Genomic DNA, 12,855 nt, shown 5'->3' on the forward strand with positions numbered 1-12,855 from the left:
GCATGGATCTCTCAAGACGTGTCTTCGTCACCTCGGCCGCCGCCGTGGCGGTGACGGCCGGCCTTCCGGCCCTCCCCGCCACCGCCGCGGACACCGACCTCTCCCGCATCCCCGTGGGCCCCGGCGACACCCCGGCCGACCTGGTCCGCAAAGCCTCCCAGGTACGCCCCACCGCACGGCAGATCGCCTGGCAACAGCTGGAGCGCACCGCCTTCCTGCACTTCGGCGTCAACACCTTCACCGGCCTGGAGTGGGGCACCGGCGACGAGGACCCGAACGTCTTCCAGCCGGCCGGCCTCGACACCGACCAGTGGGCACAGGCCCTCCGCGACGGCGGCTTCCGGCTCGCCATCCTCACAGTCAAACACCACGACGGCTTCGTCCTCTACCCGTCCCGGTACACCGACCACACGGTGGCGTCGAGCAGTTGGCAGAGCGGCCACGGCGATGTCCTGCGCTCCTTCGCGGACTCGATGCGGCGACACGGCCTGAAGGTCGGCGTCTACCTCTCCCCGGCCGACGAGAACCAGTACCTGCACGGCGTGTACGCCAACGGCAGCGCCCGCACCACCCACACGATCCCGACCCTCACCGAGGGCGACGACCGCACCCCCGGCCGCTTCTTCGCCCTCGACGCCACCGACTACGGCGCCCACATGCTCAACACCCTCTACGAGGTGCTCACCGAGTACGGCCCGGTCGACGAGGTGTGGTTCGACGGCGCCCAGGGGCACATCCCGCCGGACAAGGTGGAGAACTACGACTGGGACAGCTGGTACACGCTGGTGCGCACGCTCGCCCCGGACGCGTCCATCGCCGTCACCGGCCCGGACGTGCGCTGGGTCGGCAACGAGGGCGGCCTTGCCCGCGAGGACGAGTGGAGTGTGCTGCCCGTCAAAGAGAACCAGTACGGCCGCACCGACTGGGCCCTGTCCTACGACACCGCCGACGAGGGCAGCCGGGCCGCACTGGTCGCGGCGCAGCCGAAGACCGACTACCTCCAGTGGTGGCCGGCCGAGTGCGATGTGTCCATCCGGGACGGCTGGTTCTACCACGCCGACCAACAGCCCAAATCCGTGGACGAGTTGACGGAGATCTACTTCGGGTCGGTCGGCCGCAACGCCGTGCTGCTGCTCAACGTCCCGCCCGACACGGACGGTCGGCTGCACGCCACGGACGTGGTCCGGCTGCGGGAGTTCCGGGAGCGGGTGGACCGGGAACTGCCCGAGGACTTCGCATCGGGTGCGCGGAAGACGGTGACATCGGGCGGTGTGACGGTCGACCTGGGCCGGGAGCGGGAGGTCGACCGGGTCCGGCTCGCGGAGGACATCCGGTACGGGCAGCAGGCGGAGGGGGTCGCGGTCGAGGCGTACACGGCCGGTGCGTGGGCCGAGGTGGTCACGGCCGGGACGGTGGGGGCGAGCAGGATCCTGCGGCTGGCGGAGCCGGTGACGGCACGGAGATGGCGAGTGCGGGTGACGGCGGCCCGGGGGGCCGTACGGATCTCGGAGTTCGGGCTGTACCGGTCACGAGGCTGACCGAGACGGCGCGTCGCGGTCGGCGGCGGGTGCCGTGCTGCCCCGTACGGTCAGCCGGGGCACCGGCACCCGCACGGCCCGCGCCGAGCCGCCGTCCAGCAGGGCCGTCAGCTCCCGTGCCGCCGTGCGGCCGAACTCCGCGCTGTCCCGGGAGAGCGCCGACAGCCAGGGCTTGACCATCCGGCACAGGGCCGAGTCCTCCCAGGAGACGACGGAGACGTCGTCCGGTACGCAGTAGCCGAGTTCGGCCGCCGCCGCGACCCCGGCCACCGCCATCACGTCGTTGTCGTAGATCAGGGCCGTCGGGGGCGGGGCCGCGCGCAGCACACGGCGGGTGACGGCCGCGCCCTCGGCGTCGGAGTAGTCGGTGGTGACGGAGCGGACCTCGGACAGGCCGCGCCGGTCGGCCTCGGCGCGCAGGGTGCGGATCCGGCGCTGGGTGTGGGCGAGGCCCGGCAGGCCGGCGATGTGCACGATCCTGCGGTGGCCCAGCGCCGTGAGCTCGTCGACCACCGACGCCATCGCGGCCGCGTCGTCCGCCCACACCGTCGACAGCTCGGGGTGGCGTTCGTCGGGGGCGCCGCCGATCACCACGGCAGGCAGGCCGAGTTCGTCGAGGAGGCCGGGGCGGGGGTCGTCGGCGCGCGGGTCCACCATCAGGATGCCGTCGACCCGGTGTTCCGCCCACCAGCGGCGGTAGACCGCGCACTCGTCGGCCACGTCCTCCGCCATCTGGAAGAGCAGGCCGAGATGGCGCTCGGCCAGTACCTCCTGGATACCGGAGACCAGTTGGAGGAAGAAGGAGTCCACGCCCAGGGAGTGCGCGGGGCGGGCGAGGACGAAGCCGACCGTGGCAGCCCCCTCGCCCGACAGCGCGCGGGCCGCCGTGCTCGGCCGCCAGCCGAGCTGCTCGGCGACCCGGTGGACCCGGGCCCTGGTCGTCTCGGAGACGCCGGGGCGGCCGTTGAGCGCGAAGGAGACCGCGCTCTCGGAGACTCCGGCCCGGCGTGCGATGTCCTTCATCGTCGGCCGGCGCGCGGGTGAGCGTTTCTCCGCCAAGACACTGCCTCACTCGGTTCGGGGCGTGATCCGCTAATGCGCTTGAGCTGAAACAGCCTAAAGCGCATTAGCGATCGGCCGCAATACCTCGTAAGTACTCTGCTGAGCAGGGGTTTTGGGCCACTAATGACTTTAGCTGAGCCGAATCCATTGACTTGCCGTGGAAACGGCGTGCAAGGTCTGGCGCGGCACCTTCGGCAACCCCACCGCAAAGGAGTCACGGACCATGCACATCTCCCGCAGAGTCTTCGCCCTCGCCGCTGCCGCCCTGCTCGCTCTGCCGCTGAGCGCCTGCGGTTCCGGGGAGGACGGCGGCGGATCCACCGACGCCTCGGGCAAGGTCGAGGGCGACATCACCTTCCAGACCTGGAACCTGCGCGCGAACTTCAAGCCCTACTTCGACGGTCTGGTCGCGGACTTCGAGAAGAAGTACCCGGCCGTCCACGTGAAGTGGATCGACCAGCCGGCCGAGGGCTACGCCGACAAGATCAGCGCCGACGCGGCCGGCGGCACGCTGCCCGACGTCGTCAACGTCTCCCCGGACCTCGTCGCCCCGCTCGCCAAGGCGGGCCTCGCCCTCGACCTCGACAAGGCGGCGGCGAAGTACAAGTCCGAGTATCTGGAGGGGGCGTGGGCCAGTCACCGGATACCGGGGATGAGCGGCACGTACGCCTTCCCCTGGTACCTGAACACCGGGCCGCTCTTCTACAACAAGTCCCTGTTCAAGGAGGCCGGACTCGACCCCGCCCAGCCGCCGAAGACATACGACGACCTCTTCGCCGACGCCCTGAAGATGGCGAAGCAGAGCGGCGGCAAGGTCGCCACCCTCGCCAACGTCCCCACCGTCGAGGACTTCGGCCGCTACGGCGTCGAGCTGATGAACAAGGCAGGCACCGGGTTCGCCTTCAACGACGCCAAGGGGGTCGAACTGCTCACCAAGTACAAGGAGTTGTACGACGCCAAGGCACTCGACCCGCAGGCGCTGACCGCGACCCCGGAGTCCTCCGGCAAGAAGTTCCTCACCGAGGCCGTCGCCATGAACCCCGGCAGCGCCCTCGACCTCGACAACTTCAAGAAGCAGGCGCCGAACCTGTACAAGAACATCGGCATCACCGACCAGATCACCAGCACCGGGCACGTCAACATGTACGTGATGGGCGTGATGGTCAACACCAGGACCAAGCACACCCCGGCCGCCGTCGCCTTCGCGCACTTCGTGACCGACGCGCAGAACCAGATGTCCTTCGCCAAGCAGGTCGCCATCTTCCCGAGCACCGCCGGCTCCCTCGACGACCCGTACTTCACCAAGGAGGACGGCACCGACGAGACCCGGGTCCGGATCGCCGCCGCCAAGTCCCTGAAGAACGCGGTCAACTACACGCCCGTGCTGTTCAGTGACCAGATGAAGACCGCGCTGCGCAACGAGGTCGCCAAGGCGTTGCTGGGCAAGGAGAGCCCCAAGGCGGCCCTCGACAACGCTGTCAAGGCCTGCGACCAGCTCCTTCGGCAGCAGGGGTGACACGGATGGCCGGTGTGTCGCGGGTGCGGCGTCAACTGCCCACCAGCCCTTGGTTGTTCGCCGCCCCCGGGCTGCTGGTCGTCGGCGCCTTCGTGCTCTATCCGTTCGTCTCGACGGTGGTCAACTCCTTCACGGACCGCCGCACCCTGATCCCCGGCCGGTTCGTCGGCCTCGCCAACTTCCGTGAGCTGATCCACGACGACATGTTCTGGACCGGTCTGCGCAACAGCACGCTGTACATCCTCGGCGTGGTGCCCGCCCTCGTGGTCCTGCCGCTGCTGCTCGCCCTGCTGGTGCAGAAGAACATCCCCGGCATCACCTTCTTCCGGTCCGCCTTCTACACCCCGGTCGTCGCCTCGATCGTCGTGGTCGGGCTGATCTGGGTCTGGCTGCTCGACGAACGCGGCCTGGTCAACTCCCTGCTGGAGACCGTCGGGATCGGGCGGATCGGTTTCCTCAGCGACCAGTGGCTGCTCCTGCTCAGCGCGATGGCCGTCACGGTCTGGAAGGGCCTCGGCTACTACATGATCATTTACCTGGCCGCACTCGCCAATGTCCCGCGCGAACTGCACGAGGCCGCCGCCGTGGACGGCGCGGGAGCGGTGCGCCGCTTCCTCACCGTCACCGTGCCCGCCGTACGCTCCACGATGGTGCTGGTCGCCGCGCTCTCCTCGGTCGCCGCCTTCAAGGTGTTCTCCGAGGTGTACCTGATGGCGGGCCCGAGCGGCGGCCCGGCCGGCGAGGACACCACCCTCGTCATGCTCGTCCAGCGCACCGGCACCGGACTGACCGGCCGGGTCGGCTACGCCTCGGCGCTCTCCGTCGTCGTCTTCGTCGTCACCGTCGCGCTGATGCTCCTCGTGCTGCGCGCCGACCGGAGGGAGCGCACATGACCGTCACCGAGGAACGGGTCCAGGCCGTGCCCCGGGCCAAGGAGGCGCGCGTCACCGACGAGCACGGGCGCCGGATCCGGATCGGCGAACTGGTCTGGCGGTACGCTCTGCTGCTGCTCGTCCTCGCCCTCACCGTCGGCCCGTTCCTGTGGCAGTTGTCCACGTCCCTCAAGGGCCCCACCGAGGACATCTTCGGCTCACCGCCGAGCTTCCTGCCCGAGCATCCCACCCTGCACAACTACCAGCGGGTCGCCGACACCATCCCCGTCTGGGACTACGCCCTCAACTCGCTGAAGGTCGCGAGCGCGAGCGTGGTGACCAACTGCGTCGGCTCGGCACTCGCCGGATACGCCCTCGCCCGGCTGCGCTACCGGGGCCGCCGGATCGCGACCCTGGTCTTCATCCTCGCGATGCTGGTACCGGTGGAGGGCATCATCATCGCCCAGTTCACCACCATGCGGGAGCTCGGCCTCAACAACACCCTGATCGGGGTCGTGCTGCCCGGTTCCGTCGGCGCCATGAACGTGCTGCTGATGCGCAACGCCTTCCTCAACCTGCCCTACGAGATCGAGGAGGCGGCCTACGTCGACGGCGCCGACGTCTGGCAGCGGTTCCTGCGGATCGCCCTGCCGTCGGTCAAGGGCACGGTCGCCGTCGTCGCGATCTTCGCCTTCATGGGCGCCTGGGACGACTTCCTGTGGCCGCTGATCGTGCTCAGCGATCCCTCCAGGTTCACGCTCACCATCGGCCTCAACTATCTGCACGGCACCTTCGCCAACGACGAGCGCCTCGTCGCCGCCGGCACCGTGATCGCCGTGGCCCCCCTCATCGCCCTCTTCGCCTGCCTCCAGCGGTACTTCTTCCGCGGGGTCGGCGAAGGCGCCGTCAAAGGCTGACCACCGTTCCCGCAAGGAGACCGCATGCCTCCTGCCGCGCCGCGCTTCGGCGTCAACTACACCCCCAGCGAAGGGTGGTTCCATCACTGGCTCGACTTCGACCTGGACTCCGTACGCGCCGACCTGGACTCGATCGCCGCGCTCGGCCTGGACCACATCCGGGTCTTCCCGCTGTGGCCCTACTTCCAGCCCGACCGCACCCTGATCCGCCCACGCGCCGTCGAGCAGCTGGCCGCCCTCGCCGACGCGGCGGCGGAACGCGGCCTGGACGTCAACGTCGACGGCCTGCAGGGGCACCTGAGCAGCTTCGACTTCCTGCCCGCCTGGACCCGGACCTGGCACCGGCGCAACCTCTTCACCGACCCGGACGCGGTCGACGCGGAGGCCGCCTATCTGCGCACCCTCGCGGCCGCCCTCGCGGACCGGCCCAACTTCATCGGGATGACCATCGGCAACGAGGTCAACCAGTTCGCCGCCGGCCCTCATCCGGACCCGGACCGGATCACCGAGGAGGACGCGGAGCGCTGGCTGGTACGGCTGCTGGCCGCCTGCGCCGAGGGCGCCCCGGGCGGGCTTCACCTGCACGCCTCCTACGACGCCGCCTGGTACCAGGACGACCAGCCCTTCACCCCCGCCCACTCGGCCCGCCTCGGCGATGTCACCGCCGTGCACTCCTGGGTGTTCAACGGCACCGCCCAGCGGCACGGCCGTACCGCCCTCCAGACCGAGCAGCACGCCGCGTACCTGGTGGAGTTGAGCAAGGCCTGGGCCCATCGGCCGCACCGGCCCGTCTGGTTGCAGGAGGTCGGCGCGCCCGCCCCGCTGATCCCCGCCGAGCACGCGGCCGCCTTCGCCGAGGCCACGATCACCGCCGTACTGGACTGCCCGGACCTCTGGGGCGTCACCTGGTGGTGCTCGCACGACGTCAGCCGGAGCCTCGCCGACTTCCCCGAACTCGAATACGGACTGGGCCTGTTGAGCAACGACCGCAAGCCCAAGGACATCGCACGCGTCCTCGCGGCAGCCGAGCCCCGCACGGCACCTGAGCGCAGTACGGCCCTCGTCGTGCCGTCCGCCCCGGCCTCGCGCTCCCGGTGCGCCCCCGGCGGGCCGGTCTTCGACGCCTACTTCCGGCTCGTCGCGGACGGCGTCCGCCCCACCACCGTCCTCGACACGCGCGCGGCCGACCAGGACCATCTGACCGCACGCGGCATCACCGAAGTCGTCACTCCCGATCAGGTACTCCCCATCCCACAAGGAGGCACCCGCTCGTGAACCCCAGCAGACGCACCGTCCTGATCGCCGCCACCACGGCGGCCCTACTGCCCACCCCGGCCCGCGCCGCCGTCCCGAAGGCCGCGGCGGCCGCCATCGCGCCGTACGCCTCCTACTGGTACCCGGACTCGTTCCCCTCCGGCAGCCCCGGCACCGGCATCACCTGGCGCAGTCTGAAGAGCTGGACGGCCGCCGGTGACACCGACCTCGCCTTCAACGCGGCCTCCGTACCGCTCGCCGCCCGGTTCACCCCGACCCCGGCCAACACCACCGCCCGCTCCGGGCAGGCCCGTATCCAGGCACTGGTGTCCTTCGGCCCCACCTCCAGCAACGCCTCCCAGGGCTCGGCCACCGCCGACTACTACGCGCTCACCCACTGGGCCTACCTCGACGAACTGGTCTTCTGGGGCGGCTCGGCAGGCGAGGGCCTGATCCTCGCCCCGAACGCGCCGATCGTCGACGCGGCCCACCGGCACGGCGTACCCGTCCTCGGCAACATCTTCCTGCCGCCCACCGCGTACGGCGGCCAGCTGCAGTGGACCCGCGACCTGGTCCAGACGGACTCCACCGGGCACTATCCACTCGCCGCCCAACTCGTCGCCGTGGCCGCCGCCTACGGCTTCGACGGCTGGTTCGTGAACGCCGAGACCGGCGGCGGCAACACCGCCCTCGGCACCGCCATGCTCGGTTTCGTCAAGGAGCTCAAGTCCCTCGCCGCGGCCCGAGGACAGCGGGTGACCTGGTACGACGCGATGACCGTGAACGGCACGGTCAGCTGGCAGGGCGCGCTGAACAGCCAGAACCAGGCCTTCTTCCAGGCCGCCGACGACATGTTCGTGGACTTCCGCTGGAGCGCCTCGACGCTCGCCTCGTCGGGCACCAAGGCGGTCCAGCTCGGCCGCAGCAGATACGAGTTGTGGGCCGGCGTCGACGTCGAGTCCAACGGGTCCGACACCTCCGTGAACTGGGACGCGATCGTGCCCGGTGGCTCTGCGCACGTCACGTCGATCGGTTTCTACCGGCCCGAGTGGACCCGCAACCACCTCCCCGCGAGCCGCACCCCCGGCGACTTCCACGCCGCCGACGACCGGTTCTGGACCGGGCGGTCACTGGACCCGTCCGGGCCGGACGGCACGGACCCGTGGCGGGCGCCGGCGGTGTCGGTTGCGGACCGGTCGACGGTCACGGCGGTGCCGTTCGCGAGCGTCTTCAACACCGGGCACGGGCTGCGCTGGTACGAGGACGGTCGGATCACCTCGGACACCGCCTGGAACCACCTCGGCCTGCAGGACCGGCTGCCGTCCCGGCGCTGGACGGTCCGGACGGACGGCACCCGCCCCACCGTGACCTTCGACTTCGCCGACGCCTGGCGGGGCGGCAGCAGCGTGCTGGTGGCCGGTGATCCGGACCGGCCCGTGGTGCTGGACCTGTACGCGACCCGGCTGCCGATCGGCGACCAGACGGTTGTCGAGCTGACGTACCGGACCGACGCCGGGAGCGTGGAGGTCGAACTCGCCGTCGCCACCGCCGAGCCGGGCAGCGCCGGCGCGGCACCGCCGTACACCTATCTGCCGGTGGACCAGGGCGACGGCTGGTCGACCTCGACCGTCCCGCTCACCAGCCTCTCCGGCACGATCCACGCCCTGGGCGTCCGGCTCACGGCGAGTGACGGGCCCGTCCAGTGGCGGCTCGGCGGCATCGCCGTCCGGGACGCGGAGAGCACCCCCGCCGCGCCCGCCGCCCCGCAGATCACCGCGGCCACCGGCGGCGACCTGCGTCTCGCCTGGGACGCGGCTCCCGGCGCGGTGCGGCACTACACACTGCACCGGCTGCTCCCCGACGGCACCAGACGCTTCCTCGGCGCCACCGGACAGCGCGCCTACTTCCTGACCGGGCTTCAACCGGAGCAGGGTGAGGACACCGCACGGTTCGAAGTACGGGCCGTAGGGGAGCTGTACACCTCGTCGGACCCCGTGACCGTCACGCACACCTGGTAACCGGTAACGATCAAACGGAGCACCCCACATGCATGACGACCGCAGCCTGATCGAAGCCCGCCTCAAGCGCGTCCTCGACGAGCGTATCCGCCCCGCCGTGTATCCCGAGTCCGTGCCGCTCGACGTCGCCGTGTGGCACGCGCCCGGCGAGCCCGTGCCGGTCGCGGAGGGGCTCGCGGCCGAGCCCGAGCCGATCGCGGTGGGCGCCCGGTGGGGTGCTCCGTGGGGCACCAGCTGGTTCCGGGTGACCGGGACCGTCCCCGAGGAGTGGGTCGGCCGGACCGTGGAGGCCCTGCTCGACCTCGGGTTCGACGAGAACATGCCCGGCTTCCAGTGCGAGGGACTGGTCTACCGGCCCGACGGCACTCCCGTGAAGGGCCTCAACCCGCGCAACCAGTGGGTCCGCGTCGGCGCCCCGGTGGAGGGCGGCGAGGAGGTACGGCTGCACATCGAGGCCGCCTCCAACCCGGTCATCCTCGACTACCACCCCTTCCGGCCCACCTGGCTCGGCGACAAGGACACCGCCGGGCACGAACCGCAGTACACGCTCACCCGGATGGACCTCGCCGTCCTCGACGAGACCGTGTGGCAGCTGGTGATCGACCTGGAGGTGCTCGGCGAGCTGATGGCCGAGCTGCCGGCGGACGCGGCGCGCCGGTACGAGATCCTGCGCGCGGTCGAGCGGGCCCTGGACGCGATCGACCTCCAGGACGTCAACGGTACGGCGGCACAGGCCCGTTCATGTCTCGCTGACGTCCTCGCCGTCCCCGCGGCTCCGTCCGCGCACCGGATCAGCGCGGTCGGGCACGCGCACATCGACTCGGCGTGGCTGTGGCCGCTGCGCGAGACGGTCCGCAAGGTCGCCCGCACCACCGCCAACATGACCGCGCTCATCGAGGACGAGCCCGACTTCGTGTTCGCCATGTCCCAGGCGCAGCAGTGGGCCTGGGTGAAGGAGCACCGGCCCGAGGTGTGGGCGCGGGTGAAGAAGGCGGTCGCGGAAGGGCGGTTCGTGCCGGCCGGCGGGATGTGGGTGGAGTCGGACACCAACATGCCGGGCTCGGAGGCGATGGCCCGTCAGTTCGTGCACGGGAAAAGGTTTTTCCTCGACGAGTTCGGCATCGAGAACGACGAGGCCTGGCTGCCCGACACCTTCGGCTTCGCCGCCGGGCTCCCGCAGATCATCAGGGCGGCGGGCTCGACACGGCTGCTCACCCAGAAGATCTCCTGGTCCCGGACGAACAGGTTCCCGCACCACACCTTCTGGTGGGAGGGCATCGACGGCACCCGGATCTTCACCCACTTCCCGCCCGTCGACACCTACAACTGCTCCATGAAGGGCAGCGAACTCGCCCACGCGGCCCGCAACTTCAAGGACAAGGGACGGGCCCGGCACTCCCTCGCGCCCACCGGCTGGGGTGACGGAGGCGGCGGTACGACCCGTGAGATGGTCGCCAAGGCGGCCCGGGTGCGCGACCTGGAGGGCTCGCCGACGGTCGTCTGGGAGACCCCGGAGGAGTTCTTCGACAAGGCGGAGGCCGAATACCCCGACCCGCCCGTCTGGGTCGGCGAGCTGTATCTCGAACTCCACCGTGCCACCCTCACCAGCCAGGCGAAGACCAAACAGGGCAACCGGCGCAGCGAACACCTCCTGAGGGAGGCCGAGCTGTGGGCGGCGACGGCTGCCGTGCGCGCCGGATTCCCCTACGCCTACGAGCAGTTGGACCGGATCTGGAAGACGGTCCTGCTCCACCAGTTCCATGACATCCTGCCCGGCTCGTCGATCGCCTGGGTGCACCGGGAGGCGCGGGCCACCTACCAGCGGATCGCCGCCGAACTCGACGGGATCATCGACGCGGCCCAGCGCGCACTGGCCGGCGAGGGCGACCGGCCGCTGCTGTTCAACGCGGCGCCGCACAGCCGCAGCGGCGTGCCCGCCGGGGGCGCGGGGGAGGAGCGGTCACCGGAAGGGGCAACGGTGTCGGAGCGGCCCGAGGGCGGGTACGTCCTCGACAACGGCCTTCTGCGCATCGGGATCGACGCCCGGGGCCTTGTCGTGTCCGCCTACGACCCGGCCGCCGAACGCGAGACCATCGCCCCCGGCACGGCCGGCAACCTGCTCCAGCTGCACCCGGACTTCCCCAACATGTGGGACGCCTGGGACGTCGACGCCTTCTACCGCAACGCGGTCACCGACCTCACGGACACCGAAGAACTGACCCCCGGCGAGGACGGCCGGTCCGTCCGGATCGTACGGTCCTTCGGCTCCTCCCGGGTCACCCAGGTGCTGTCGCTGCCGCCCGGGGAACGCCGGCTGCTGATCGACACGGAGGTGGACTGGCACGAGACGGAGAAGTTCCTCAAGCTGGCCTTCCCCCTGGATCTGCACGCCGAACGGTACGCATCAGAGACCCAGTTCGGTCACTTCCACCGCCCGACCCACACCAACACCTCCTGGGAAGCCGCGAAGTTCGAGGCCTGTAACCACCGCTTCGTCCAACTGGAGGAACCGGGCTGGGGCGTGGCCGTGGTCAACGACTCCACGTACGGCCACGACGTGACCCGCAGCGTCCGCACCGACGGCGACCGGGGGACGACGACCACCGTGCGGGTCTCGCTGCTGCGGGCCCCGCGTTTCCCGGATCCCGAGACCGACCAGGGCATCCACCGCTTCCGGCACGCGCTGGTGCCGGGCGCCGGCATCGGTGACGCGGTACGCGAGGGCTGGCGGATCAACCTGCCCGAGCGGCGGGTCACCGGTGCCCATGAGGTCACCCCGCTGGTGACGGTCGACGACGACGCGGTCGTGGTCACGGCGGTGAAGCTGGCCGACGACGGCAGCGGGGACCTCGTGGTCCGGTTCCACGAGGCCCACGGCGGCCGGGCGCGAGCCACTCTGACGGCGGGCTTCGCGGTCGCGGACGTCACGGTGACCGACCTCCTGGAGCGGCCGACGGACACCCCGGCCCCGGACCGGGCGGGCGACGCGGTGTCGCTGAGCCTGCGGCCGTTCGAGCTGGTGACCCTTCGGTTCCGGCGGGCCTGAGACGGCGGAGCGCACGCCCGGCCGGCCGGGTCCGCCGGGCGTGCGCTCCGAACCCGCTTCCACCCGTGCCGTCCGGCCCGCGATGATGTGGCGATGACACGGAGAACCGTCCCCGACGAGTCCTGGGCCGCCGAGCCGGATCCCTTGCTGGCCCTCGCCCGGCGGGAGTTGGGGTTCTACGCGAGGACCTGTGCCCGGGCCCGGCGGCTGCACTACGGCACCGAGGTCGGTGCGCTCGGCACCACGTCGGTGACGGTGGTGGCCGCCGGACTGCACGCACCGGCCTGGCTGACCGCGCTGATCGCGGGCGGTGCCGTCTTCTTCACGGGGCTACGGCAGCTGTTCGCCCCGGGGGCGCGCTGGGTGCTGGCCGCCCGGGCCCGGGAGACGCTGCGCCGCGCCGTCAACCGCTATCTGCTCGTGCCCGAGCCGGACCGTGACGGGGCGGCCCGCCAGGCCCTCCGGTCGGTGATCGAGGAGGTCGGCGACAACGAGCTCCGCGAGTGGTCCGAGAGCCAGGGGCACAGGCCGGACCCGCCCGTACCCGCGGCCGGGGGGGGGGGGGGGGGCGCCGGGGCCCCCCCCCCCCCCCCCCCCCCCCCCCCCCCCCCCCCCCCCCCCGCCCCCCCCCC

9 protein-coding genes are annotated in these 12,855 nt (G+C 71.2%); 8 read left to right on the forward strand and 1 reads right to left on the reverse strand.

The annotated features are described in order from the left end of the window. Positions 1-2 precede the first annotated feature (2 nt). Positions 3-1,538, forward strand: a complete 1,536-nt coding sequence (locus tag ACIRR9_RS43035) for an alpha-L-fucosidase (protein WP_403764110.1) — start codon at positions 3-5, stop codon at positions 1,536-1,538. On the opposite strand, the gene ACIRR9_RS43040 is transcribed toward ACIRR9_RS43035, so the two are convergent. Beyond that, entirely contained in the window at positions 1,527-2,597 is a 1,071-nt protein-coding gene (locus ACIRR9_RS43040) for a LacI family DNA-binding transcriptional regulator (RefSeq protein WP_403764112.1), read from the reverse strand. The two genes, ACIRR9_RS43035 and ACIRR9_RS43040, sit on opposite strands and share 12 nt — an antisense overlap. Positions 2,598-2,823: 226 nt before the next feature. On the opposite strand from ACIRR9_RS43040, the gene ACIRR9_RS43045 reads away from it, so the two are divergent. The 7 genes from ACIRR9_RS43045 to ACIRR9_RS43075 all read left to right on the forward strand — a co-directional run. Beyond that, positions 2,824-4,116, forward strand: a complete 1,293-nt coding sequence (locus ACIRR9_RS43045) for an ABC transporter substrate-binding protein (RefSeq protein ID WP_403764114.1) — start codon at positions 2,824-2,826, stop codon at positions 4,114-4,116. Positions 4,117-4,121: 5 nt separating this feature from the next. Continuing rightward, positions 4,122-5,009, forward strand: coding sequence for a carbohydrate ABC transporter permease (locus ACIRR9_RS43050; protein ID WP_403764116.1), 888 nt, complete (start codon positions 4,122-4,124; stop codon positions 5,007-5,009). Then, the gene (locus ACIRR9_RS43055) at positions 5,006-5,905 is read left to right on the forward strand and encodes a carbohydrate ABC transporter permease (protein ID WP_403764118.1); all 900 of its coding nucleotides are present in this window, start codon (positions 5,006-5,008) and stop codon (positions 5,903-5,905) included. The genes ACIRR9_RS43050 and ACIRR9_RS43055 overlap by 4 nt, the downstream gene beginning before the upstream one ends. 24 nt (positions 5,906-5,929) lie before the next feature. Beyond that, on the forward strand, positions 5,930-7,180 hold the full coding sequence (locus ACIRR9_RS43060) for a glycosyl hydrolase (RefSeq protein WP_403764120.1): 1,251 nt from the start codon (positions 5,930-5,932) through the stop codon (positions 7,178-7,180). After that, positions 7,177-9,177, forward strand: a complete 2,001-nt coding sequence (locus ACIRR9_RS43065) for an endo-beta-N-acetylglucosaminidase (RefSeq protein ID WP_403764122.1) — start codon at positions 7,177-7,179, stop codon at positions 9,175-9,177. Before ACIRR9_RS43060 ends, ACIRR9_RS43065 begins: the two co-directional genes overlap by 4 nt. 28 nt (positions 9,178-9,205) lie before the next feature. Further along, positions 9,206-12,223 (forward strand): alpha-mannosidase, encoded by a 3,018-nt coding sequence (locus ACIRR9_RS43070; protein ID WP_403764124.1) that lies wholly within the window; start codon positions 9,206-9,208, stop codon positions 12,221-12,223. Positions 12,224-12,316: 93 nt separating this feature from the next. Continuing rightward, on the forward strand, positions 12,317-12,855 hold a 539-nt coding region (locus tag ACIRR9_RS43075; RefSeq protein ID WP_403764126.1), incomplete at its 3' end, for a DUF4231 domain-containing protein.

Source organism: Streptomyces sp. NPDC101234 (genome assembly GCF_044767525.1).
Classification (GTDB): Bacteria; Actinomycetota; Actinomycetes; order Streptomycetales; family Streptomycetaceae; genus Streptomyces; species Streptomyces sasae.

Coding starts and splice junctions, on each gene's coding strand:
- ACIRR9_RS43055 (WP_403764118.1), top strand. CDS start 5,006: ATGACCGTCACCGAGGAACGGGTCCAGGCCGTGCCCCGGGCCAAGGAG.
- ACIRR9_RS43050 (WP_403764116.1), top strand. CDS start 4,122: ATGGCCGGTGTGTCGCGGGTGCGGCGTCAACTGCCCACCAGCCCTTGG.
- ACIRR9_RS43070 (WP_403764124.1), top strand. CDS start 9,206: ATGCATGACGACCGCAGCCTGATCGAAGCCCGCCTCAAGCGCGTCCTC.
- ACIRR9_RS43060 (WP_403764120.1), top strand. CDS start 5,930: ATGCCTCCTGCCGCGCCGCGCTTCGGCGTCAACTACACCCCCAGCGAA.
- ACIRR9_RS43045 (WP_403764114.1), top strand. CDS start 2,824: ATGCACATCTCCCGCAGAGTCTTCGCCCTCGCCGCTGCCGCCCTGCTC.
- ACIRR9_RS43035 (WP_403764110.1), top strand. CDS start 3: ATGGATCTCTCAAGACGTGTCTTCGTCACCTCGGCCGCCGCCGTGGCG.